This is a genomic window from Allobosea vaviloviae (assembly GCF_001298265.1).
GTDB lineage: Bacteria > Pseudomonadota > Alphaproteobacteria > Rhizobiales > Beijerinckiaceae > Allobosea > Allobosea vaviloviae_B.
Genome location: NZ_LGSZ01000077.1, coordinates 40,235 through 61,696, shown reverse-complemented (window position 1 = coordinate 61,696; position 21,462 = coordinate 40,235). Strand labels below are relative to the sequence as shown.

Annotated in this window: 21 protein-coding genes, 2 tRNA genes and 1 pseudogene; 21 read left to right on the top strand and 3 right to left on the bottom strand. The window is 65.7% G+C overall.

Going from position 1 to position 21,462, the window contains the following annotated elements; genetic code table 11:
• Positions 1 to 88: 88 nt before the first annotated feature.
• Complete coding sequence (locus AE618_RS28240; protein WP_156330468.1) at positions 89 to 400, bottom strand: FIST N-terminal domain-containing protein; 312 nt, start codon at positions 398 to 400, stop codon at positions 89 to 91.
• A 296-nt stretch (positions 401 to 696) separates the two neighbouring features.
• On the opposite strand from AE618_RS28240, the pseudogene AE618_RS23995 reads away from it, so the two are divergent.
• From AE618_RS23995 to AE618_RS23960, 8 genes and pseudogenes are all read left to right on the top strand, one after another.
• Positions 697 to 1,032: pseudogene (locus AE618_RS23995) on the top strand (Maf family protein); the annotation flags it as partial.
• Positions 1,033 to 1,163: 131 nt separating this feature from the next.
• Positions 1,164 to 1,565, top strand: a complete 402-nt coding sequence (locus AE618_RS23990; RefSeq protein ID WP_197280872.1) for a hypothetical protein — start codon at positions 1,164 to 1,166, stop codon at positions 1,563 to 1,565.
• Positions 1,558 to 2,754, top strand: a complete 1,197-nt coding sequence (locus AE618_RS23985; RefSeq protein WP_054211593.1) for an HlyD family secretion protein — start codon at positions 1,558 to 1,560, stop codon at positions 2,752 to 2,754. The genes AE618_RS23990 and AE618_RS23985 overlap by 8 nt, the downstream gene beginning before the upstream one ends.
• A 193-nt stretch (positions 2,755 to 2,947) precedes the next feature.
• Positions 2,948 to 3,769, top strand: coding sequence for an SDR family NAD(P)-dependent oxidoreductase (locus AE618_RS23980; protein WP_054211592.1), 822 nt, complete (start codon positions 2,948 to 2,950; stop codon positions 3,767 to 3,769).
• Positions 3,762 to 3,983: a DNA gyrase inhibitor YacG gene (locus AE618_RS23975; protein WP_054211591.1), complete on the top strand. Its 222-nt coding sequence runs from the start codon at positions 3,762 to 3,764 to the stop codon at positions 3,981 to 3,983. The genes AE618_RS23980 and AE618_RS23975 overlap by 8 nt, the downstream gene beginning before the upstream one ends.
• 133 nt (positions 3,984 to 4,116) lie before the next feature.
• Positions 4,117 to 4,545, top strand: coding sequence for a hypothetical protein (locus AE618_RS23970; protein WP_054211590.1), 429 nt, complete (start codon positions 4,117 to 4,119; stop codon positions 4,543 to 4,545).
• A gap of 118 nt (positions 4,546 to 4,663) precedes the next feature.
• The gene (locus AE618_RS23965; RefSeq protein WP_054211589.1) at positions 4,664 to 4,948 is read left to right on the top strand and encodes a hypothetical protein; all 285 of its coding nucleotides are present in this window, start codon (positions 4,664 to 4,666) and stop codon (positions 4,946 to 4,948) included.
• Between the two features lie 125 nt (positions 4,949 to 5,073).
• Positions 5,074 to 6,144: an acyltransferase family protein gene (locus tag AE618_RS23960; protein ID WP_082365537.1), complete on the top strand. Its 1,071-nt coding sequence runs from the start codon at positions 5,074 to 5,076 to the stop codon at positions 6,142 to 6,144.
• Positions 6,145 to 6,184: 40 nt separating this feature from the next.
• Here AE618_RS23960 and AE618_RS23955 read toward each other — a convergent pair.
• Positions 6,185 to 6,260, bottom strand: a tRNA-Phe gene (locus AE618_RS23955).
• Between the two features lie 427 nt (positions 6,261 to 6,687).
• Here AE618_RS23955 and AE618_RS23950 point away from each other — a divergent pair.
• The 12 genes from AE618_RS23950 to AE618_RS23895 all read left to right on the top strand — a co-directional run bounded on the left by AE618_RS23950 (position 6,688) and on the right by AE618_RS23895 (position 19,663).
• Positions 6,688 to 6,778, top strand: a tRNA-Ser gene (locus AE618_RS23950).
• A gap of 321 nt (positions 6,779 to 7,099) precedes the next feature.
• Complete coding sequence (locus AE618_RS23945) at positions 7,100 to 8,038, top strand: ABC transporter permease (protein WP_054211587.1); 939 nt, start codon at positions 7,100 to 7,102, stop codon at positions 8,036 to 8,038.
• Positions 8,035 to 8,928, top strand: a complete 894-nt coding sequence (locus tag AE618_RS23940; RefSeq protein ID WP_082365536.1) for an ABC transporter permease — start codon at positions 8,035 to 8,037, stop codon at positions 8,926 to 8,928. The genes AE618_RS23945 and AE618_RS23940 overlap by 4 nt, the downstream gene beginning before the upstream one ends.
• A 79-nt stretch (positions 8,929 to 9,007) precedes the next feature.
• Positions 9,008 to 10,567: an ABC transporter substrate-binding protein gene (locus AE618_RS23935; protein WP_054211586.1), complete on the top strand. Its 1,560-nt coding sequence runs from the start codon at positions 9,008 to 9,010 to the stop codon at positions 10,565 to 10,567.
• Between the two features lies 1 nt (position 10,568).
• On the top strand, positions 10,569 to 11,456 hold the full coding sequence (locus tag AE618_RS23930; protein WP_054211585.1) for a metallophosphoesterase family protein: 888 nt from the start codon (positions 10,569 to 10,571) through the stop codon (positions 11,454 to 11,456).
• A 317-nt stretch (positions 11,457 to 11,773) separates the two neighbouring features.
• Complete coding sequence (locus AE618_RS23925; RefSeq protein ID WP_054211584.1) at positions 11,774 to 12,601, top strand: sugar phosphate isomerase/epimerase family protein; 828 nt, start codon at positions 11,774 to 11,776, stop codon at positions 12,599 to 12,601.
• Positions 12,602 to 12,746: 145 nt separating this feature from the next.
• Positions 12,747 to 14,381 carry an ABC transporter substrate-binding protein gene (locus tag AE618_RS23920; protein ID WP_054211583.1) on the top strand — a complete coding sequence of 545 codons (1,635 nt, stop codon included), beginning with the start codon at positions 12,747 to 12,749 and terminating at the stop codon, positions 14,379 to 14,381.
• A gap of 13 nt (positions 14,382 to 14,394) precedes the next feature.
• A complete protein-coding gene (locus AE618_RS23915) occupies positions 14,395 to 15,387 on the top strand; it encodes an ABC transporter ATP-binding protein (RefSeq protein ID WP_054211582.1) in 993 nt (330 codons plus the stop codon).
• The gene (locus tag AE618_RS23910; RefSeq protein ID WP_054211581.1) at positions 15,384 to 16,385 is read left to right on the top strand and encodes an ABC transporter ATP-binding protein; all 1,002 of its coding nucleotides are present in this window, start codon (positions 15,384 to 15,386) and stop codon (positions 16,383 to 16,385) included. The genes AE618_RS23915 and AE618_RS23910 overlap by 4 nt, the downstream gene beginning before the upstream one ends.
• A complete protein-coding gene (locus AE618_RS23905; RefSeq protein ID WP_054211580.1) occupies positions 16,385 to 17,317 on the top strand; it encodes an ABC transporter permease in 933 nt (310 codons plus the stop codon). Before AE618_RS23910 ends, AE618_RS23905 begins: the two co-directional genes overlap by 1 nt.
• A 65-nt stretch (positions 17,318 to 17,382) precedes the next feature.
• Positions 17,383 to 18,186, top strand: coding sequence for an ABC transporter permease (locus AE618_RS23900; protein ID WP_248311005.1), 804 nt, complete (start codon positions 17,383 to 17,385; stop codon positions 18,184 to 18,186).
• Between the two features lie 4 nt (positions 18,187 to 18,190).
• Complete coding sequence (locus AE618_RS23895; protein WP_054211578.1) at positions 18,191 to 19,663, top strand: alkaline phosphatase family protein; 1,473 nt, start codon at positions 18,191 to 18,193, stop codon at positions 19,661 to 19,663.
• A 109-nt stretch (positions 19,664 to 19,772) separates the two neighbouring features.
• Here the strand turns inward: AE618_RS23895 and AE618_RS23890 are convergent, their stop codons facing one another.
• Positions 19,773 to 20,579: an SDR family NAD(P)-dependent oxidoreductase gene (locus AE618_RS23890; protein WP_248311004.1), complete on the bottom strand. Its 807-nt coding sequence runs from the start codon at positions 20,577 to 20,579 to the stop codon at positions 19,773 to 19,775.
• Between the two features lie 160 nt (positions 20,580 to 20,739).
• On the opposite strand from AE618_RS23890, the gene AE618_RS23885 reads away from it, so the two are divergent.
• Entirely contained in the window at positions 20,740 to 21,429 is a 690-nt protein-coding gene (locus tag AE618_RS23885; RefSeq protein ID WP_054211577.1) for a DUF2161 domain-containing phosphodiesterase, read from the top strand.
• Positions 21,430 to 21,462: the final 33 nt, after the last annotated feature.

Sequence of the window (21,462 nt, the reverse complement as noted above, 5' to 3'; positions counted from 1 at the left end):
GGAAAGGCGCGAAGAACGCCCATTCCGCGTCGCTCATCAACCCGCGAAGCACCGCTGCCCTCCTCAAACAGCAGCGTTGAATCAGACATCAGTTGTTTTGGGAATCCCGTTTGTCCACACGACCTAGATAGACGCTTTCGCCAGGCTGGGAGCACAGTTCACCAGCGGTGCTGACCGCGATGACGGGCGTGCTGCCAGCAAGCGCTGCAAGACTTTGCGCGATTGCGTCGAAGTCGACGTTTGGAGATATGAATGCGAGAGCGAGCGGAGAATGCCTGCCTCCGAAACGGAATGAGCTCGCTTCGACGCCCTCAAGCCGATCGGTTGTTGCAATTTGGCGAATCTGTCCTGCAGATGCCGAGCTTGCCAGCCGACGAAACCGGTCCGAGAACGCGCTCATGTTTCACCTCAAACGACCTTAAGTGGAGAATCGTCGTAAGTGATTAAAATTAAGATAATGCAATAATATTTCGTTTACTATGACGGTTTGTGAACCCTTCATAATACCAAATCTATTTCCTCGTTCATTGATCCAGATCAAGCCGCTTCGAGGATTCGGGGCTGGCAGTTATACCTTCGTCGGCATCGGACGATCGGAAATTCCCGGCGGTAGCAACGATTGAGGGGGATTAACTGACGATTGACGTAATGACTGAGCATGTTTCTCTACGGTAGGCTCTTTGTCTGGGTGCAGCCGCTCCAGTCTGCCTGCGCCTGCTCTCGGGGCGGGCCCACCGCGTCTACACATCCGTCGCGCTGGTGACGCCGTTGGGCGCGATCCGCGAGCGCGTCGTCGAAACGAGGCTGCGCTTCAAGCGGCTCTCGACCGAGGACATCGAGACCTATCTCGCCTCGGGCGAGTGGCGCGGCAAGGCCGGCGGTTACGCCATCCAGGGCATCGCCGGCTCCTTCGCCGTCAAGCTCGTCGGCTGCTACACGGCCGTCGTCGGCCTGCCGCTCTACGAGACGGTGAACCTGCTCGGCGGCGAGGGCTTCCCGGTTCGGCTGGATGAATGTCGGGTGAGGGGCTGATGGCGCCCGTCGGCCAGGTCGGCCGGCGCAACGAATTTGCGGCCTGTCCGCCCCGACCGCGCACTTACATCTTGCAGTTCGTCCAAGAACGATTTTAGGGTTTTTGGGCGTGGACGCTGGGGGCGGTGTGGATGGCGATCGAAGACGGCGTGGGGCATGCGGCGCCCTCTTGGTTTGCGACACCAGGGCAGACTGACATCTTGGCGTGGGTGGCGCTGGGATTGATCTGTCTCGCGCTCTACGGGATCGTGACGCTCTATGCAGCGTTCGACCGCTGGGCCGAGCACAAGGCCCATGGAACGCCCCTCGCCAAGACGATCCCGACAATGCTGGCGATTGCGCTGCTCTACGAGATCTTCCCGCTCGAGCATTTCCACGTGTTGCTTCCCGTGAGCGCGATCCTCCTCGCCCTGTCGGCGGACTGGGCCCGCTTTCATGTGCCGAGCATCGGCAAGGCGGAGCACGAGACGGCCGAGATGCCGGCCGTCGTCGATGCGGCGCGCCCTGCGGCGGAGGACGCCAAGCATGCTTGAGCTTCTCCTGACGTCCTTTCCGGCCGTGATCCGCTACTACCAGCTGAAGCGTCGCGGCGAAGCCATGACCGTCTGGAACATGCGGACCGCCATGTTCCTCTGGGCGTTCCTCGCCTTCTTCCTGTTCCTGGCGATCTTCTACTTCCACCCGAAATCCTATTCCGGCCTGTTGCCGTTCCGCACCGTGTCGGTCGTGGCGCAGACAAGCGGTCCCGTGACCGAACTCGCGGTACAGAACTGGCAGCGGGTCGCGGCCGGCGACCTGCTCTTCCGCATCGAAAACAGCAAGCAAAGAGCTGCCCTGAAGCAGGCCGAGGCCGAATTCGACAAGATCGCCGCTGCCGAAGTCAAAGCCGCCGATACCGTGAAGGTGGCGCAGGCGAATGTCGTTATGGCAAGTGCTTCGCTCGACAAGCTGAAAGGCGACCTCGAGAATGCGCAAACCCTGCTGGCGCGGAACTCCGGCTCCCGGGAAACATTGCGCCTGGCGGAATCCTCCTTCGCGGTCGGTGAGGCGAGCCTGGCGGGCGCGCAGGCGCAGTTGAACCTGGCGCAGGCGGATATCTCTCAATCGCTCCCCGCGCAGAGGAAGGCCGCCGAGGCTGCTCTGGAAAGCGCCAAAGCCGCGCTCGCCATGACCGAGGTGCGCTCCTTCACGGACGGCATCATCACTCAGCTGGCGATGAGCGAGGGAAGTCCCGCATCGACGCTGATCCTGAGCCCCGCCATGGTGATCATCCCCGACCGTCCCGAGAAGCTCCCGCTCAGGATCACGGCCGGCTTCTCCCAGGTCACGCGCACCACCCTCTACGAAGGCATGCCCGCCGAAATCTCCTGCGACACCAATATCGGCCTCAGCTTCAGCAATACGGTACTGCCCGCCCGCGTCCGGTACGTCCAACCCGCCATTTCGACCGGGCAGATCATCCCGGGTGGACGGCTGGTGGATCTCGATGAGCGGGTGCGACGCGGCTCCCTGCTGGTGTATCTGGAGCTGGAGCATAAAGAGCAGGAAAAGCTCATGCTGGATGGCACGGGCTGCCTGGTTCAGACCTACACCACCAATCTCAGCGGTTTTACGGGGCATCTGATCGCTGCCACCGGCGTGATCAAGGCCGTGGGCCTGCGTCTGAAGGTGTGGGGCTCGCTGATTGCCGGAATCGGCCTTGCCGGAGGCGGCGGTCACTGAGCTGCCTGCCCGTCGGAGCACGACGCCCCGTTGATGGTGCTGGCGGTTTTCCCGCAACGGCCAGCCCGCGCGTCACGAGTGCAATCGGCCTCTCCTGCGGACCGGGCCGCTTGCGCCTCGCCCGATAACCCTCGATCCTGAGCCAGAGAACAGCGCGCCGGCATGACAAGGCGCGCCGATGGGAGGATGAGGCATGTCTGGACGACTCAGGGGCAAGGTCGCGATCGTGGCCGGCGCGGGCTCGATCGGGCCGGGCTGGGGCAACGGCAAGGCCACCGCCACGGTGTTCGCGCGCGAAGGCGCGAAGGTGATCTGCGCCGACCTGAACCTCGCCGCGGCCGAGGAAACCGCCGCCATCATCCAGAACGAGGGCGGGCAGGCCTTCGCCGTGCAGACGGACGTGACCAATGGCGACGCGGTCGCCGATCTCGTCGGGCGCACGCTCGGCCGCTATGGCCGCATCGACATCCTCGACAACAATGTCGGCATCGCCGAGGTAGGCGGCGTCGTCGATCTCTCCGAAGAAACCTGGGACCGCGTCTTCAAGATCAACCTCACCGGCGCCTTCCTGGCGATGAAGCACGTCATTCCGGTGATGCAGCGCCAGTTTGCGGACAGCGGGGAGGGCGGCTCGATCATCAACATCTCCTCGATCGCCTCGATCCGCTACACCGGGGTACCCTATGCCAGCTATTCCGCCACCAAGGCGGCGCTGAACCAGCTCACGCGCACCACCGCCGTGCAATATGCCGCCCAGAAGATCCGCGTGAACGCGATCCTGCCCGGTCTGATGAAGACGCCGATGGTCGAGCATTCCGCCGGCCTCGCCCAGGCCTATGGTGAGGGCGATGTCGACGCGATGTGGGCGGCGCGTGACGCGCAGGTCCCGATGGGCCATATGGGAGAGGCCTGGGACGTAGCCTTCGCCGCGCTGTTCCTCGCGAGCGACGAGGCGCGCTATGTGACGGGCCTCGAACTCGTGGTCGATGGAGGAATCACGCTCAAATATGGCTGATAACGAGAATACCTCACCCGCCGCCGTGCCCACGGGCAAGCCCTGTGCGATCTGCGGCAAGCCGGCCATCGCCCGCTACAAGCCCTTCTGTTCGCCGCGCTGCGCCGATATCGACCTCGGTCGGTGGTTGAAGGGCAGCTATGTCGTTCCGGGTGAGGCCGTTGAGGAGATTGAGAGCGACCTGCCGCCGCGCGAGCGCGGCGAGGACGCATAACGCGGCCGGACAGGATGCCGCTATGGCGTGACAGGCCGTTTCACGCGCCGTTCATCACGAGCCTGCTACAGGAACCTTATTGTCCGCCCGCGCATTGAGATGGCGCGGCGGGATCAGGTCGGAGAACAGCTCGATGCTCAGGAAGCTCACACTCGTCGCGGTCGCGGGCGCAACGCTGCTGGCGGTGACATCGGCCGGCGCACAGATTGCAGGCAATGTGCCAGACGGCGGTCCCCCGCCTCCCGGTTATGGACGCCAGGCTCCGCCTCCCGGTTACCAGGCTCCGCCGCCGCAGCCGCGACGCTACCAGCCGCCTGTGCAGAGCCAGCCTTACGATTATCGCGGCCGGGATTATCGCGGCCAGGATTATCGCGGCCGGGATGACGGCTGGGATCGGCGGCCGCGCTATGGCTATGACGAGCAGCCCCGTTACCGCCAGCGCGGGCGCTTCGGCGACTATTGCGCGACCTCGCGCGGCGCCTGCCAGACGAGGCCCCAGCCCGTCGGCACCTCCTGCCGCTGCGATATCGACGGTTTGATCAAGCGCGGCATCATCCAGTAGCCAGGCGCACAGCAACTGCGCTTGCACGCAAGCGAGGCGGCAGAACCCTGCCGCCTCGTTTCGTTTGTGCGTTATACAGGGCGCGGCCGCGCGGCTCGCAGCCGGTGAGAGCGACGAAATGGCCTATACCGACGAACTGGAATCCGTTCTCGAAGCCGAGCATGCGCTGCGTCTCAGGATTGCGCGGCGGATTGCCGAGGAGGGCGGCGAGCTCGGCGCCGACGCCCCGCTCGAGCCTCATCTGCAAGCCGCCGACGAGGCGATCGAGGCCTGGGGCGCGGAGGACGAGGACGAGCATGACGCTCGTGCCTTCCGTCCCCTGACGCCACTCCAGCAGCTTCTGGCTGAGCACCGCGCGATCTGCGACCGCATCGCTGACATCCGCGACCGCCGCCTGTCCTGAGGGCAGGTCCGCAGCCCACCATCCGCTCTTGACGACCACCCGCCGCGGCAATGCTATGCTGCCTGATCGGTGGCTGCTATGCGGCGGTGATCGCCTCCAGATCAAAGCCGGAATAGGGTCCTGCGGTGAAAAGTCGAAACATCGAATACATCGACAGGATTGATCATCTTCGATTCTTTGCGGCATTCATCGTGCTGATGTATCACGCGAAGATATTTTATAGTGAAATCAATATAATTCGAATGCCTATGCTGGGCCAGGGCTATATTGGCGTTTCGCTGTTCATGGTATTGAGTGGCATGATATTGACCATGATCACCTACGGCAAGGATATATCGATCAAGGGATTTTATATCAATCGCGCCTTGAGGATCTATCCTCTGTTCGTCTTCGTGGTGACGCTCGGGTATTTCTCGACGCCCGATCCTCGCAATTCGTCGGTGGGCATCGACTATCTCCTGTCGCTGCTGCCGGTCTCGAATCTGTACCGGATGACCTATGGCCCCTTTGGCGGCCAGTTATGGTCGGTGATGGTCGAGATCCAGTTCTATCTCCTCTTCCCGGTTCTCGCGCTGGCCTTGAAGGCCAAAGGACCGCGGTTTCACTGCACGCTCATCCTCCTTCTGATCACCATGCGGGCGGCAGTCTTCGTCCTGAACGGCACCGTCTATCACATGGCTTACTTCTCGATATTCGGGAATCTGGACATCTTCCTGATCGGATGTCTGGCCGGCATCGCCTACAAGGCAACCGAAGGCCGGACCTTCGCCTGGTACTGGCCCGTTCTCATCATCGTCGCCATGAACATCCTGCTGGTGGTCCTGTACCGGTTTCTGCGGCTGTCCGATGCATCGCCGCTCTGGATCATCTGGCCTGATCTGCAGGGCGTGGTCTGGGCTGCGCTGATCATCACCTATCTTCGGGCACACATGCGCATCCCGCTGTCGAGCGCCCTCAGCTATCTCGGCAAGATCAGTTATTCGATCTATGCATGGCATATCCTGGTGTGGATGCTCGTGGCGCGCGTGATGCCGCTGCCGCTGGGTACGCCTTATCTGACGGGGCTCGTGCTCGTCTTGCCGCTGACGATCGCATTGTCGGCCCTCAGCTATGCCGTGATCGAATCGCCGTTCCTGATGATGCGGGCGAGATACGTCTCGCCGTCCGCAGGCGCCGAGGAACCCGCCAGGGGGTGATCCGGCGCGGTCGCATCAAAGCTGTCATTTGGAGAAGAAATGGTGCCCAGACCTGGATTCGAACCAGGGACACTGCGATTTTCAGTCGCATGCTCTACCAACTGAGCTATCTGGGCGCCGGAGAAGCGTGAAGCCGCTTCCCGTTGGTGGGCGCGGTATAGTCGGTGGCGCGCGCGCTGTCCAGTCGCTTTGACAGCTTTGCGACAAGTGCCGGGCTTGCCCATGAACCCTGCCGTTATGCCGGCGGCAGCGAGGCATTCCTGCGCGCCAGCGGGGGCGGTGCGAGGCCTGGTTGAGGGGGAAGCGGCGCCCGGCGGCTCCCTGTCGATTCGAGCCCTCGCGGACTTTCGATCGGCCGTTGAGGCGCGATCGCACGATCAGGCACCCTCGGCAGTCGGATCACGCTTGCCATCCGCGTTCGAGCAGCCCGCCGGCGCAAAGGCTGCCCCCCGATCGTGAAAAGCCACTGTTTGCGGAAAAGGCGGGATTGTCCGTTGGACGGCTTGTCAAAGCGGTCGGCCATCGGGCATAGAGCATCTCAACGGAGACGTGGCCGAGAGGCTGAAGGCACTCGTTTGCTAAATGAGCATACCCCAAAAGGGTATCGAGGGTTCGAATCCCTCCGTCTCCGCCACTCCTAAGTAAGCGATGTGCAGTCCACGCGTCCGAGGTGGTCCGTCACGCGGCCGAGTCCCGGTCAGGGCTGCACGTCCAAGCCTCGTTTCCGGGGCGTTGAGCCGACGTTATCAGGAAAAAGCCAGCCGCGCGACCCGATCGGGTGACGCGCGACCCTGTTAAGTAGGCAGCCTCGCCACGTCGCCGCCCGGAAAGGCCGCGTCTCGGTGTCACTTCGCTGACACCTGACCGCGCTAGGCGACCGGGCAGCCTGCCCTGCAGCAGCGCCGAGATGGTGACCCCACTGCCGCGTGATGGTCCCGTGAGGAATGGGAGCAGCATGCTGAACTTCATCGTCCGGCGGATGCTGCGAGCGCTTCTGACGCTCGCGATCTGCGTCACGGCCGTGTTCGTCGTCCTCCGTCTGGCGGGCGACCCGACAGATATCCTCCTGCCCGATGATACGCCGCCCCTGGTCAAGGCGGAGTATCGCGAGCGCTGGGGCCTCGACCGGCCGATCGCGGAGCAATACGCCCGCTTTCTCATCGCGGTGACACGCGGCGATCTCGGGGTGTCGTTCGCCGATGGTCGTTCCGCCGTCATGGTCGTGGCCGAGGCCATTCCCAACACGCTGATGCTGGCCGCCGCGGCCCTGTCCCTGGCGCTGATCATCGGCATCCCCTTGGGGATGCTGGCGGCGCTGAAGCATAATTCGGCGCTGGACCGCATCGTCATGTCGATCGCCGTGCTGGGCTTTTCGATCCCCACATTCTTCCTCGGCATTCTGCTGATCCTGCTGTTTGCCCTGACGCTGCGCTGGCTGCCGTCCTCGGGCACGGACACCTGGTGGCATCTGGTCATGCCGACCTTGACGCTCGCCGCCGGCCTGCTCGGCAAGATCGCGCGCTTCACCCGCACGGCGATGCTCGAGGTTCTGGGCCAGAGCTTCGTGCGGACGGCGCGCGCCAAGGGCGTCCCGCGCCTGCCCGTGCTCCTGCGGCATGCCTTTCCCAATGCGGCGGTGCCGCTGCTGATGTTCTTGGGTATCGAGACCGGCCTGCTGTTTGCCGGCGCCGCCGTCACCGAGACGATCTTCGCCTGGCCGGGCGTCGGCCGCCTGCTGGTGTCGTCGGCCGGGGTCCGCGATCTCGCGGTGATCCAGACCGCGATCCTGTTCGTCGCGGCCGTCATCATCGTCTCGAACCTGGCCGTCGACATCATCCACGCCCTGATCGACCCCCGCATCGATGTGCTCGGCGCCAAGGGCCACGCCTCATGAGTGCGGCCGAGCCTTTGACCGCCCGCGTCCTCACGCCCGGCGCGCGTTCGATATTCGTCGGCGCCATGCCGGTCAGCATCCGGCTCGCGCTCGGATTCCTGCTGCTGATGGTCGTCGTATCCTGCCTCGCGCCCGTGCTCGCGCCCTATGATTTCGCCACGCAGAATCTCGCGCGCCGCCTGCGCCCGCCGGTGTTCTGGGGAGGGGACTGGGCCTATCTGCTGGGCACCGATCACCTCGGGCGCGATATCCTCAGCCGCCTGATCTACGGAATCCGGACCTCGATCGCGATTGCGCTGGCTGGAACGCTGATCGGTGCCGCCATCGGAACCCTGTTGGGCTATGTCGCCGCCCGTCGCAGAGGCTGGCTGGACGATGTCATCATGATGATGGTGGATGTCCAGGCGGCCTTGCCGGCCTTCTTCATCGCCATCGCTTTCATTGCCCTGGTCGGCTCCAACCTGCTGATCTTCGTCGTGCTGGTCAGCCTTGAGGGCTGGGAGCGCTATACCCGTCTCGTGCGGGGCTTGGTGATCTCGGAGCAGGCGGCCCTCTATGTGCGGGCGGTGAAGGCGCTGGGGGCGACGACCAACCGCGTCAATCTCAAACATGTCCTGCCCAACATCGCGGCCTCTTTGGTGGTGCAGATGACCATCACCTTTCCCTGGGTGATTCTGCTCGAGACAACGCTCTCCTTTCTGGGGCTGGGCGTGCAGCCGCCCGGCACATCTCTCGGACAGATGCTGGGCGCAGGCCGCAATTACCTGCTGCAGGCCTGGTGGATCGCGGTGTGCCCCGGCCTCGTGATCTTTCTCACGACATTGTCGGTCAGCCTCCTCGGGGACTGGCTGCGCGACCGGCTGGACCCGACGCTCGACGGGGCCGCCTGACCCGCTCCCGGCCGGCCTGTCACGGGCCTGTCGCCTGCGTCGCATAGCCGTCGGCCACCGCTCTCCTGGAACCTCCGCCATGTCGCTCGATCGCCGCCGTTTCGTTCAGGGCGCCATTGCCGCACCGTTCGTCGTCACCACCCCTCACGCCTTCGCCCAGACCGACAGGCGCCCGGCCATGACGGTGGCCGTCGCCGAACTGCCCAAGGTCCTCGAACCGGCGATGGAGCTGAACAATGTCGGCACGCGCGTCACCTATTCCATCTTCGACACGGTGATCCGGCGCGACTTCAAGAGCCAGTCCGGGGGAGGGGGCTCGAAGCTGGTGCCGCATCTCGCTGTGTCCTGGGAACGCGAAAACCCGCGGTCGCTGGTCGTCAAGTTCCGGCCGGACGTGAAGTTCCACAATGGCGACGAGATGACCGCCGAGGATGTCGCCTACACCTTCCGGGACGGGCGTCTGTGGGGCGACAAGGCCGAGATCCCGGGCGGTCGGCCGTTCTTCGGCACGCTGGAGGCCGTCGAGGCGATCGACAGGCACACCGTTCGCTTCAAGACGGTCGCGCCCGATGTGCTGATGGAGCAGCGGCTTGCCTCCTGGTGCTCCTGGATCGTCAACAAGCGCCATTACGAGAAGGTCGGCCTCGACGGCTTCGGCAAGAACCCGGTCGGGACCGGCCCCTTCCGCTTCTCGCGCATGCGCGCCAACGAGTTCATGGAGTTCGAGGCCTTCGACGGCTACTGGATGGGTCGTCCCAATGCCCGGCGCGTCACCTTCCGCGAAGTGCCGGAGCTGTCGACCCGGATCGCCGGCCTTGTCTCCGGCGAGTTCGACCTCATCACCAATGTGCCGCCGGACCAGATCCAGGTCATGTCGAGCTACAAGGATGTCGAGGCGCGTTCGGTCGTGCTCGCCAACAGCCATCTGCTGACCTTCGACGCGCGCAGCCCCGGCACGTCGGACAAGCGCATCCGGCAGGCCCTGGCGCTCGCCATCGACCGGCGCAAGCTGGTCGATGCCTTGTGGCTGGGCAAGGCGGTGATCCCGCCCTCGCACAATTATCCCGAATATGGCGACATGTTCCTGGAAGGGCGCAGCCTTCCCTTCAACCCGGAGCGGGCCCGCGCGCTGCTGCGTGAAGCCGGTTACAAGGGCGAGCCGATCACCTATCGCACCATGCCGAACTATTACACCGGCGCGCTCGACGCCGCGCAGATCATCGTCGAGATGTGGAAGGCGGTGGGCATCGACGCGCGCCTGCAGGTGGTCGAGAACTTCGCCCAGATGCAAGGTCCCGGTCAGCAGGTCGGCAACACCTCGAACTCGACCCGCTTTCCCGATCCGCTCGGCGCGATCTGGCCGAGCTGGGGCCCGGCTTCCGCCTTCCAGACGACCAAGGCCTTCGCCGAGGCGGATGCCGCGCCCTTCAACACCGCGGGGCGTGCGCTGCTCGGAGAGACCGATCCGGTGAAGCGCAAGGCGCTGTTCTCCCAGATGCTCGACGCCTATGAGGATGCCTGCCCCGGGACGATCCTGTACCAGCCGTTGGAAACCTATGGCGTGAAGAAGAAGGTCAACTGGACGCCCTACAGCTTCTTCTTCATGGACCTGCGCGCCGACAATCTGAGCTTCGCCTGAGATGAGCGCAGCCGACCCATCCGACCGCCCCCTGCGCGTCGTCCAGGTTTCGGACACGCACCTGTCCGAGACCCATGCTTATTTCATCGACAACTTCGATGTCTTCGTCGACGAGATGCAGGCGCTAAAGCCGGACCTGATCGTCCATACCGGCGACATTTCGTTCAACGGCCCGGTGAGGCGCGCCGATCTCGCCTTCGCGAAGGCGCAGCTGGACCGGCTGCCGGCGCCCGTGCTGACGCTGGCGGGCAACCACGACATCGGCGAGGCCCCGCCTTTCTCGCGGCTCGATCAGCCGATCGACGCGGCGCGCATGGCGGCCTGGACGACGGCTGTCGGCCCGATGTGGTGGAGCCACGATCTCGGCAATTGGCGACTGATCGGGCTCGACAGCGCCCTGATGGCCTCGGGCCTGGCGGAGGAGGCGGCACAGCTCGCCTTCCTGCGCACGCAGCTCGCCTCGCGGGGCCCCCGCCAGGCCATGGTCTTCATGCACATGCCGCCCTTCGAGACCGATGCGAAGGATGAACGCCCGACCACCTCCTGCGTGCCGCATCCGGCACGGCGGGCGCTGCTCGACACCTGTCGCGACGCGGGCGTCAAGGTGATCGCCTGCGGTCATCTGCATGTCTACCGCAGGCTCCGCTATCAGGGCATGGGCATCGTCTGGGCGCCGCCGACGGCCATGATCAATTTCGAGCGCCAATGGCGCAAATGGCGGCGCTGGTCGCGACCGGGTTATCTGGTCTGGACCCTGGAAGGCGGCAAGATCCGCCATGATCTCGTCGAGCCCCGCATGATGATCGCGCAGGACACCTCGCGCTGGACCGATATCGGCGGCACCACCACCAACATGCCGCCGCGGCCCCTGCGCAGGCATTTCGCGTAAGCCAGCGAGACCGCTTCGGACGCGTCGTCGCGCTGATCCCGTGGCGGCCGCTCGCTTGGGTAGGCGGTCGCGGCGGCACCGATCAGGCGCGACGACGTGCCGGACACCAGGAGCGACCCGCCGCGGCCCTTTTCTCGGCATTGTCGATAGCCAGCTAGGCGAATCGGCGAGATCGACCGCTTCCCCCCACATCTCGGGTCGATCTGTCATCTGCTCGTCACCGGCCGCAGGCTAGTTCCGCGCCGAGGCAGAGGCGTCTGCCAGCTGGGGCATTGCCCGGTCCCAGATCCGATTTCCCGTCTTTCCGGACCGCTCCTATGGCCATTCACCAAGCCTTGCCCGTCCTCGGCGTCGCGCTCCCGCTCGCCGGCATCCGTCTTCACCGCGACTGGATCCTCGACAAGCAGCGCGATCTGGAGGTGCAGGATTTCTTTTTCGCCGATGTCCTGAACGGCGACTGGAGGCCGCTGGCCGACGAGGTCAAGCAGACGATCGACGGCCATACCGGACGCCTGGGCATTCACGGCCCGTTCTGGGGCTTCAGCATCGCCTCGAAAGACCCCGATGTGCGGGCCGTCGTCCATAAGCGCATGCATCAGGGGCTGGATGTCTGCGCCCATCTCGGCGCGACGCAGATGGTGATCCACTCGCCCTACACGACCTGGGACTACAACAACCTCGACGATCATCAGGATGCGCGCCAGGCGACGATCGAGCTGACGCATGCCGCCATCGGCGACGCGGTCCGGCGTGCGGCCGATATGGGCGTCGTGCTCGTCATCGAGAACATCGAGGACAAGGACGCCCATATCCGCGTCGATCTCGCCCGCTCCTTCGACAGCGAGTTCGTCCGCGTCTCGATCGACACCGGCCACGCCAATTACGCCCATGGCTCGACCGGCGCGCCGCCGGTCGACTACTTCGTCCATGCTGCGGGCGACATGCTCCACCACGTCCATCTTCAGGATACGGACGGCTATGCCGACCGCCACTGGAATCCGGGCGAGGGCAACATCCGGTGGGCCTCCGTGTTCCGCGCGCTCGAGCGGCTGAACAGCAACCCGCGCCTGATCCTCGAGGTCCGCAACAAGGAAACCGTCAGGGCAGGCGCAGATCACCTGATCGCGCTGGGTCTGGCGCAGTAACGGCACTGGCGCCCAGCGTCATGTCATCCAGCTGTTGCTCTGGCTGACTAGCGTTCGAAGTCATGGCGCCGCGGCCCCAGGCTTGGGTCCCGGCGGGTCCCGACGGCGTTCGAAAATCGCCCATTCAATCAACGGAGAGACTGTCATGGCCGCTTTTACGCGACGCAAGGCGCTGCAGTTCGGCGCGGCGACACTGGGTGCATCCGCCCTGCCGCAATTCGCCATCGGCCAGGCGGATAACCGTCCCTCGATCACCATTGCGGTGCAGAAGATCGTCAACTCCAACACGCTCGACGTGCTGCGCGAGCAGTCCAATGTCGGCGAGCGCGTCTTTTTCACCTCGCTCTGGGAGCCGCTGATCGGCAAGGACTGGCTCGGCAACCTGCTGCCGCGTCCCGGCCTCGCCACCGAGTGGAAGCGCATCGACGACCAGACGATCGAGCTCAAGCTGCGGCAGGGCGTGAAATTTCACAACGGCGCCGAACTGACTGCCGAGGACGTCGTCTTTACGTTCTCCCGCGAGCGCATGTTCGGCAACACTGCGGCCAAGAACCGCTCGACCATCAAGGCATTCGAGACGATCCCGACGCCGCGTCCCGGCAAGGAACTGCCGGTCGACATCCCCGCCGTGGCGCGCCGGGCCTGGCCCGACCTGCTGCGCGTCGACGCCATCGATAAATACACCGTCCGCTTCTACAACGCGACGCCGGACGTGACGCTGGAAGGCCGCTTGGCGCGCTACGGCTCGGACATCATGAGCCGCAAGGGCTGGGAAGACGCCGCCAGCTATCTCGACTGGGCCCGCAAGCCGATCACCACCGGCCCCTACAAAGTGGTCGAGTTCCGTCCCGACAATTCGCTCACGCTCGAAGCCCATGACGAATACTGGGGCGGCCGCCCGCCGCTGAAGCGCATCCGCTTCGTCGAGGTGGCCGAAGTGCCGAGCCGCATCGCCGGCCTGCTCTCCGGCCAGTACCAGTTCGCCTGCGACATCCCGCCCGACCAGATCAGCGACATCGAGAAGAATGCCGGCTTCGAGGTGCAGGGCGGCACCATCCTCAATCACCGCCTGACCGTGTTCGACAAGAACCATGCCCAGCTGCAGAACCCGCTCGTGCGGCGCGCCTTCACCCACGCCATCGACAGGCAGGCCATCGTCAACTCGCTCTGGGCGGGCCGCACCAAGGTGCCAGCCGGCCTGCAGTGGGAATACTACGGCGACATGTTCCACGCCGACTGGACGGTGCCCGAATACAACCCGAAGCTGGCCGCCGACCTTCTCAAGCAGGCGGGCTACAAGGGTGACCCGATCCCCTATCGCCTGCTGAACAACTACTACACCAACCAGAACGCCACCGCGCAAATCCTCACGGAGATGTGGCGCTCGGTCGGTCTCAACGTGCAGATCAATTCGCTCGAGAACTGGTCGCAGATCATGCAGCGCGACGACAGCCGTGCGGTGCGCGACTGGTCGAACTCAGCCCCCTTCAGCGATCCGGTGTCGTCGATCGTCAACCAGCATGGGCCCAACGGCCAGCAGCAGCAGATCGGCGAATGGACTAATGCCGAGATGAACCAGCTCTGCGAGGTGCTGGAGACCTCGACCGACCGGGCCCGCCGCCGCACCGCCTTCCGCCGCATGCTGGAAATCTGCGAGCGCGAGGACCCCGCCTATACCGTCCTGCATCAGAACGCGACCTTCACCGCCAAGCCCAAGGCCTTGCAGTGGAAGGCCTCGCCGGCCTTCGCCATGGACTTCCGGCCCGGCAATTATGTTTGAGGCGGGCCGGCAGATGGCCTCGACACGGCTCACCCTGTCGGGCCTGACGGTTCGCTTCGACGGCGTGACTGTCCTGCACGGCATCGATCTGTCGATCGGCAAGGGGGAGGCGCTCGGCCTCGTCGGCGAGTCGGGATCGGGCAAGTCCGTGACCTGGCTCGCCGCGCTGGGCCTGTTGCCCGGCAAGGCGCGGGTCTCCGGCAGCGCAAGGCTCGATGATCTGGAACTCGTGGGCGCAAGGCCCGCCGCGCTCGACAAGGTGCGCGGCGGCCGCGTCGCCATGATCTTCCAGGACCCGACCAGCGCGCTCAACCCGGTGCTCAAGGTCGGAACCCAGATCGGGGAGGCCTTGTCCCTGCACCGCGGCCTGTCCGGCCGGGCGATCAAGGCCGAGGCCAAGCGTCTTTTTGATCTGGTCGGCATTCCCGACGCGGAACGGCGCCTCTCGGCCTATCCGCACGAATTCTCCGGCGGGCAGAACCAGCGCGTCATGATCGCCATGGCGCTGGCTGGCGCGCCTGACATCCTGGTGGCCGACGAGCCGACAACGGCGCTCGACGTGACCATTCAGGCTCAGATCCTCGATCTGCTCAACACGGTGCGGCGCGAGATGGGCATGGCGCTCGTGCTGATCAGCCACGACCTGGGCGTCATCGCCGAGACCTGCGATCGCGTCGCGGTGATGTATGCGGGGCGGATCGTCGAAGAAGCGCCGGCCGCCGAGCTCTTTGCGGCGCCCCGGCACCCTTATGCGCAGGGTCTCCTGAACTCCTTGCCTCCGCTGGGGGGCGCGCGCCGCAAGCTGGTCTCGATTCCCGGCGTCGTGCCCGATCCGCGCGCGCTGCCCAAGGGTTGCGCCTTTGCGCCGCGCTGCACGCAGGCGGCCGAGATCTGCCGCGAGGTGGTGCCCGCTTTGCGCAATGCCGCAACGGACAGGCGCGTGGCCTGCGTGTTCGAGCCAGTGGTTCCGGCTCCCGCGCCTGACCGCGAGCTCGAGCTGGCATGAGTACTGTCCTGCTCAGAGCCACGGACCTGTCGCGGACCTACGGGTCGCGGCGGGGCCTGTTCGGCGCCGTCACCAAGGTTCGCGCGGTCAACCGCGTCAGCTTCAGCATCGCCGCCGGCGAGACGCTGGGCATCGTCGGCGAGTCCGGCTCCGGCAAGTCCACGATGGGCCGCATGGCGCTGGGCCTCGAGGCCCCGGACGAAGGGCAGGTGCGCTTTGCCGGCGAGCCGATGCCGGCATCGGGCTCGCCCGCATGGCGAGCGCAGCGCGCGCGCATGCAGATGATCTATCAGGATCCGCTCGGCGCGCTCGATCGCCGCTTGCCGGTCATCGTCCAGGTGCAGGAGCCGCTCGACATCCACCGCATCGGCGATCAAGCGCAGCGCCTTCGGCTGGCGCAGGAGATGCTCGCCCGCGTCGGCCTGTCATCCGAGCAGATGACCCGCTATCCGCACGAACTCTCCGGCGGCCAGCGCCAGCGCGTCGTGCTGGCGCGGGCCCTGATGACCAGGCCCGACTTTCTCGTCTGCGACGAGCCCGTCTCGGCGCTCGACGTGTCGATTCAGGCGCAGGTGGTCAATCTGCTGGTCGATCTGCAGGCAGAGTTCGGGCTCGCCATGCTGTTCATCAGCCATGATCTGCGCGTGGTCCGGCAGGTCTCCAACCGTGTGGCGGTGATGTATCTCGGCGATTTCGTCGAGGAGGGGGACGCGGACGACCTCTTTGCCGCGCCGCTGCACCCCTATACGCGCGCCCTCGTTTCGGCTGCGCCGGTCACAAAGCGTAGCAGCGGCCAGGCCCGCATCGTGCTGACGGGCGAGCCGCCGAACCCCGCCGATCGGCCGGGCGGCTGCAGTTTTCATCCCCGCTGTCCGCTGGCCATCGCGCGCTGCAAGCAGGAGGCCCCCGTGCTGCGCTCCGTCGAACAGGGGTTTGGCCGCCGCGTCGCCTGCCATCTGGTCGAGCCGTCCAGCATGCCCAACAGCAAGGCCGCGTGATGCTGCGCTATTTCGCCATCCGCTTCGGGCGCGCGGCCATCACCATCGCGCTGGTCGTCACCTTCGCCTTCGTGGTGTTGCGCCTGTCGGGCGATCCCGCGCAGATCATTCTGGGTCCCGAGGCGCCGCCGGAGGCGATCGCCGCCTTCCGGGCGGCCTGGGGTCTCGATGATCCGCTCTGGCTGCAGTATTTCCACTATTTCGGGGCGATCGCCCAGGGCGAGCTCGGCCGCTCGATGCGCGATGGGCGCTCCGCGATCGAACTGGTGGTGGAGCGCATCCCCATCACGCTCGCGCTGACATTGCCGGCGCTCGCCATCAAACTGTGCGTCGGCGTTCCCGCCGGCATCTATGCCGCCCTGCATCGCGGCAGCCTGGCCGACCGCATGGTGATGATGCTCTCCGTGGCGGGCTTCACCATTCCCAGCTTCGTGCTCGGCCTCACGCTGGTCCTGATCTTCGCCGTGAAGCTCGGCTGGCTGCCGTCGGGCGGGCAGGACAGCTGGCGCCATGCGATCCTGCCCGTGCTCACCCTCGGCATCGGTGGGGCCGCAGTGCTCGCGCGCTTCACCCGCAGCGCCATGCTCGAAGTCCTCGGCCAGCCCTTCATCCGCACGGCCAGCGCCAAGGGCGTGCCGTGGCGCGACGTCATCATCGGCCATGCCCTGCCTAACGCCGCGATCCCGACCGTGACGATCATCGGCTTCATGATCGGCACGCTGATCGCCGGCGCGGTGGTGGTCGAGAGCGTGTTCTCCTGGCCCGGCGTCGGCAGGCTCTTGGTCGTGGCGGTGGCGAACCGTGATCTCGCCGTCGTCCAGTGCATCCTGCTTCTGGTCGCCGCCACGATGGTGAGCTCGAACCTCATCGTCGATTTTCTCTATGGTTTCCTCGATCCGCGCCTGCGGCAAACGGTGGGAAAAGCGGCATGAGTGATCAGGCGCTCCCTGCGGCTGCGGCACAGAAAGTGTTTGGCCGTCGCTGGCCGGGCCAGGACATGCCGCTGCTGGTCAAGATCGCGCTTCTCTGGCTGGTCGCGATGATCGTTATCGCCATCGTCGCGCCGCTGATCAGCCCGTTCGTCTACACCGCGCCGAACCTGCGCAACCGGCTCGTGCCTCCGGGGACGTTGCCCCATATCCTGGGGACCGACGAACTGGGCCGCGACGTGCTCTCGCGGCTCTTGATCTCGATCCGCATCTCGCTTCTGATCGCCTTCGGCGCGTCGATCATCTCGGCGGTTCTGGGAACGACGCTTGGCTTTCTCGCCGCGTATTTTCGGGGCCTGGTCGAGCAGATCGTGCTGATGCTGGCCGACTTCCAGGCCTCGATGCCCTTCCTGATCCTGGCGCTGTCGGTGCTGGCCTTCTTCGGCAATTCGCTGGGTCTGCTCATCGGGCTGATGGGCCTGTTCGGCTGGGAACGCTATGCCCGCATCTCGCGCGGCCTGGCCATTTCCGCCAGTGCGCAGGGCTATGCTTCGGCCTGCCGGCAGCTCGGCGCCTCGCCGATGCGGGTCTATCTGCGCCATATCCTGCCCAACATCGCCTCGACGCTGATCGTCTCGATGACGCTGGTCTTCCCTGAAGTGATCCTGCTCGAAAGCGGCCTGTCCTTCCTTGGGCTCGGCGTTCAGCCGCCGATGACCAGCCTTGGCAACATGGTCGGCTATGGCCGGGAATACATCACGCGCGCGCCCTGGATCATGCTCTCGCCGGCACTGACCATCGTCTGCACGACGCTGGCCGTCTCCGTGCTCGGCGACTGGCTGCGCGACAAGCTCGATCCAACCTTGAGATAGCAGCATGCAAAAAGCGTCACGGGTCGTCGTTGTGGTGTTCGACGGGCTGAGGCCCGACATGGTGACGCCGGAGCGCATGCCGAATCTGGCGGCATTCGCCGGCGAAGGCACCTGGTTCCGGGAGGCGCGCTCGGTGTTCCCGTCGATGACGCGGGTGGCGACGTCCTCGATCTCGACCGGCGCGCCGCCGGCAATCCATGGCATCGTCGGCAACAGCTTCTATTTCCCCGAGGTGACCCCCGATTTCGTGCTCGACACCTCGCTGGCTGCCGATCTCGCTTTGGCCGAAGAGCGCCTCAACGGGCCCTTGATCGCTCCGGAAACGCTTGGCGACCGGTTGGCGGCACAGGGCAAGAGCTTTGCCGTGGTCCATTCCGGCTCGGCCGGCTCGACCTATGCGATCAATCCGCGGGCGGCCGCCCATGGCCACTGGACCTTCTCGGTGATGGGCCAGGAAGCCACGCGGACGCCTCACGCCGTCGACGAGGTGGTGGAGCGCTTCGGGCCGCTGCCGCCCCGCACCCTCCCGCGCTTCGAGGAGACGGAGTACGTCACGCGCGTCTTCATCGAGCATGTGCTGGGCGACATGGACCCGGATGTCGCGCTGATCTGGTTCAACGAGCCCGACACCTCGTTTCACTACAAGTTCCTGGCCTCCGACGACACGAATGCCGTCATCACGGCGGTCGATGCCGCGTTCGGGCGAATCCGTGCGGCGATCGACGCCCGGTCGGATGCCGACGACATCGCCATCATCGTGGCCTCCGATCACGGCCAGATTTCCAGCTCGGGCGTGGCCGACATCGCCGGCCTGCTCGACGAAGCCGGCCACAAGGCGGCGCGCGCCTCCGCTCGGGCGATCAATGGTGCCGCCGTGACGGTGACGGGCGGCAACATGGGCGAAATCCGCATGGTCGACGGCGATATGCACCGGCGCGACCAGATCGCGAACTGGCTGATGCAGCGCGACGAGATCGGCATGGTGTTCACGCCATCGGACGATCCCGTGCGGGGCGCGGTGGAAGGAACCTTCTCGACCGCGCTCGTCGGCCTCGACCATGCGCGGCAGCCGGAACTCGTCTACGTGCTGCGCTCCGATACCAGCGTCGATGCACATGGCCTGCCGGGCCTGGGCCTGATCACCGGAGGCGTGCCGGTGGGCGGCGGGATGCATGGCGGGCTCAACCGGCACGAGCTCAACACGGTGCTGATCCTGTGTGGCGCGGCGCGAGGCGGCGCTTCAGGCGCGACGGAAGCACCCGCCGGCATCATCGATATCGCACCGACGGTGCTCGATCTGTTCGGGCTTTCAGCGCCTGCGAGCATGCGCGGGGCCAGCCTGATGAGGCCGGATATTCGCCATCATGCCCCCGCGGTCGAGGTCTTCGAGACCGGAACGGGGGTCTTCCGCCAGCGGTTGAGCATCGCGCGGCGCGGCGAGCATGCCTTCCCGGTCCATGGCGGCAGGCTCGACTGAATTCACGGCTGCGGAGCGGGACGGCCGTCACGCCATGGACATGCGTGACGACCAGGCACGTCAGGCGGCGGGCCAGGCTGTTCCCTGTTCGCTCGTCAGAGAAGCCGACTCAGGGGCCGACGAGCTGCCCGCCATCGACCACGATGCTCTGACCCGTGACCCAGCTTGCCCGGTCGGAGGCGAGGAAGAGCACGACTTCGGCGACCTCCTCGGGCCTGCCCATGCGGCCGAAGGCGATGCCGGCCAGCGTCGACTGGTAGAGCTCGGGGTTGGAGGTCTTCCGATCCTCCCAGGTTCCGCCCGGGAATTCGATCGAGCCGGGCGCGACGCAGTTCACCCGGATGCCCTTGTGCGACAGCATCTTGGCCTGGCTGGCGGTGTAATGCATCACCGCCGCCTTGACGGCGCCGTAGGGTGCCGAACGCGACGAGGCCCGCAGCCCCGAGATCGACGAGATGTTCACGATCGACGAGCCCGGCTTCATATGCGGGATCGCCGCATGGCTGCCGCGGACCACAGCCATCATATCGATGCTGAGCGAGGCCGCCCAGCCTTCCTCGTCGTCGGAATGTCCGAAGCCGGAGGCGTTGTTGACGAGGACGTCCAGCCCTCCCAGCGCTGTCACCGCCGCAGGCACATAGGCCTCGATCGCGGCCGCATCGGCGAGATCGACGCTGGCCGCATGCGCGGTGACGCCGAGCGCGGCGATCTCCCGGCGCGTCGCCTCCAGCGGTCCGGCGCTGCGGGCACAGATCGAGACCGATGCGCCGCGCGCCGCGAACCGCAGCGCGATCGAGCGCCCGATGCCGCGGCTGCCGCCCATCACGATCACGCGCTTGCCGGTGAAGTCCTTGGTCATCTTGGGCTTGTCCTTCGTTGTGGGCGCTTCGGCATCGCCGGGCTGAGGTAACGCCACGGGTTCTCGTCCGGCATGCGGGGCCTGCGAGCGGCGGGGCGCAGCCCATTGACGCTGCCTGTCTGCTCGAATGGGCACCCCGCCAAGCGTCCTTGGTCTGCGTTTGCCTCTGTGAAACGAGTATCAGGCATATCTGTCGGTCGGCTGCCCGGAGGTCCGCGTGGAAACGTCGCTCTATTTACCCGTCAAGCACTTCCTTCAAGGTCTGGGCTACACCGTCAAGGGAGAGGTCGGCCGCTGCGATCTCGTCGGCCTCCGGGACGACGATCCGACCGTGGTCGTGATCGGCGAACTGAAGCTGACCTTCAATCTCGAACTCATCCTCCAGGGCGTGGACCGGATGGGTCTGGGCGACGAAATCTGGCTGGCGGCCCGGCTTTCGCCGCGGGGGAAGGGACGGGAAAGCGACCCTCGCTATCGCAATCTGTGCCGGCGCCTCGGCTTCGGGTTGCTCGGCGTGGACGCATCCGGCCGTGTCGACGTGCTCGTCTCTCCGGCAGCGCCGACGCCGCGCAAGGACCCGCGCCGGCGTTCGCGGTTGGTCGAGGAGCACAAGCGACGCCAGGGCGATCCATCGGCAGGCGGAAGCACGCGCAAGCCCATCATGACCGCCTATCGGCAGCAGGCGCTGGCCTGCGCGGCGGCGATGACGCTGGCGCCGCAGCGGCCGCGCGATCTCAAGCCGTCATGTCCCGATGCGCAGAAAATCCTGCACCGCAACGTCTATGGCTGGTTCGAACGCTTCGAGCGGGGCGTCTATGCGCTCACCGAGACAGGCCGAAGCGCCCTGGCCGCCTGGCAGCCTGAACCCTCGCGAGTCAGCCCGGACCACAGCGCGCCATCCGCATGAGGTGGCAGCGAGGCGGGAGCTGTCCAGCCTTGC

What these genes read in the sequence shown, in the direction of transcription:
- AE618_RS23965 (WP_054211589.1), top strand. Translation starts at nt 4,664, where the DNA reads ATGGCCTATACCGACGAACTGGAATCCGTTCTCGAAGCCGAGCATGCG.
- AE618_RS23915 (WP_054211582.1), top strand. Translation starts at nt 14,395, where the DNA reads ATGGCCTCGACACGGCTCACCCTGTCGGGCCTGACGGTTCGCTTCGAC.
- AE618_RS23895 (WP_054211578.1), top strand. Translation starts at nt 18,191, where the DNA reads ATGCAAAAAGCGTCACGGGTCGTCGTTGTGGTGTTCGACGGGCTGAGG.
- AE618_RS23920 (WP_054211583.1), top strand. Translation starts at nt 12,747, where the DNA reads ATGGCCGCTTTTACGCGACGCAAGGCGCTGCAGTTCGGCGCGGCGACA.
- AE618_RS23900 (WP_248311005.1), top strand. Translation starts at nt 17,383, where the DNA reads ATGCCGCTGCTGGTCAAGATCGCGCTTCTCTGGCTGGTCGCGATGATC.
- AE618_RS23985 (WP_054211593.1), top strand. Translation starts at nt 1,558, where the DNA reads ATGCTTGAGCTTCTCCTGACGTCCTTTCCGGCCGTGATCCGCTACTAC.
- AE618_RS23990 (WP_197280872.1), top strand. Translation starts at nt 1,164, where the DNA reads ATGGCGATCGAAGACGGCGTGGGGCATGCGGCGCCCTCTTGGTTTGCG.
- AE618_RS23945 (WP_054211587.1), top strand. Translation starts at nt 7,100, where the DNA reads ATGCTGAACTTCATCGTCCGGCGGATGCTGCGAGCGCTTCTGACGCTC.
- AE618_RS23910 (WP_054211581.1), top strand. Translation starts at nt 15,384, where the DNA reads ATGAGTACTGTCCTGCTCAGAGCCACGGACCTGTCGCGGACCTACGGG.
- AE618_RS23980 (WP_054211592.1), top strand. Translation starts at nt 2,948, where the DNA reads ATGTCTGGACGACTCAGGGGCAAGGTCGCGATCGTGGCCGGCGCGGGC.
- AE618_RS23940 (WP_082365536.1), top strand. Translation starts at nt 8,035, where the DNA reads ATGAGTGCGGCCGAGCCTTTGACCGCCCGCGTCCTCACGCCCGGCGCG.
- AE618_RS23975 (WP_054211591.1), top strand. Translation starts at nt 3,762, where the DNA reads ATGGCTGATAACGAGAATACCTCACCCGCCGCCGTGCCCACGGGCAAG.
- AE618_RS23930 (WP_054211585.1), top strand. Translation starts at nt 10,569, where the DNA reads ATGAGCGCAGCCGACCCATCCGACCGCCCCCTGCGCGTCGTCCAGGTT.
- AE618_RS23970 (WP_054211590.1), top strand. Translation starts at nt 4,117, where the DNA reads ATGCTCAGGAAGCTCACACTCGTCGCGGTCGCGGGCGCAACGCTGCTG.
- AE618_RS23905 (WP_054211580.1), top strand. Translation starts at nt 16,385, where the DNA reads ATGCTGCGCTATTTCGCCATCCGCTTCGGGCGCGCGGCCATCACCATC.
- AE618_RS23935 (WP_054211586.1), top strand. Translation starts at nt 9,008, where the DNA reads ATGTCGCTCGATCGCCGCCGTTTCGTTCAGGGCGCCATTGCCGCACCG.
- AE618_RS23925 (WP_054211584.1), top strand. Translation starts at nt 11,774, where the DNA reads ATGGCCATTCACCAAGCCTTGCCCGTCCTCGGCGTCGCGCTCCCGCTC.
- AE618_RS28240 (WP_156330468.1), bottom strand. Translation starts at nt 400, where the DNA reads ATGAGCGCGTTCTCGGACCGGTTTCGTCGGCTGGCAAGCTCGGCATCT.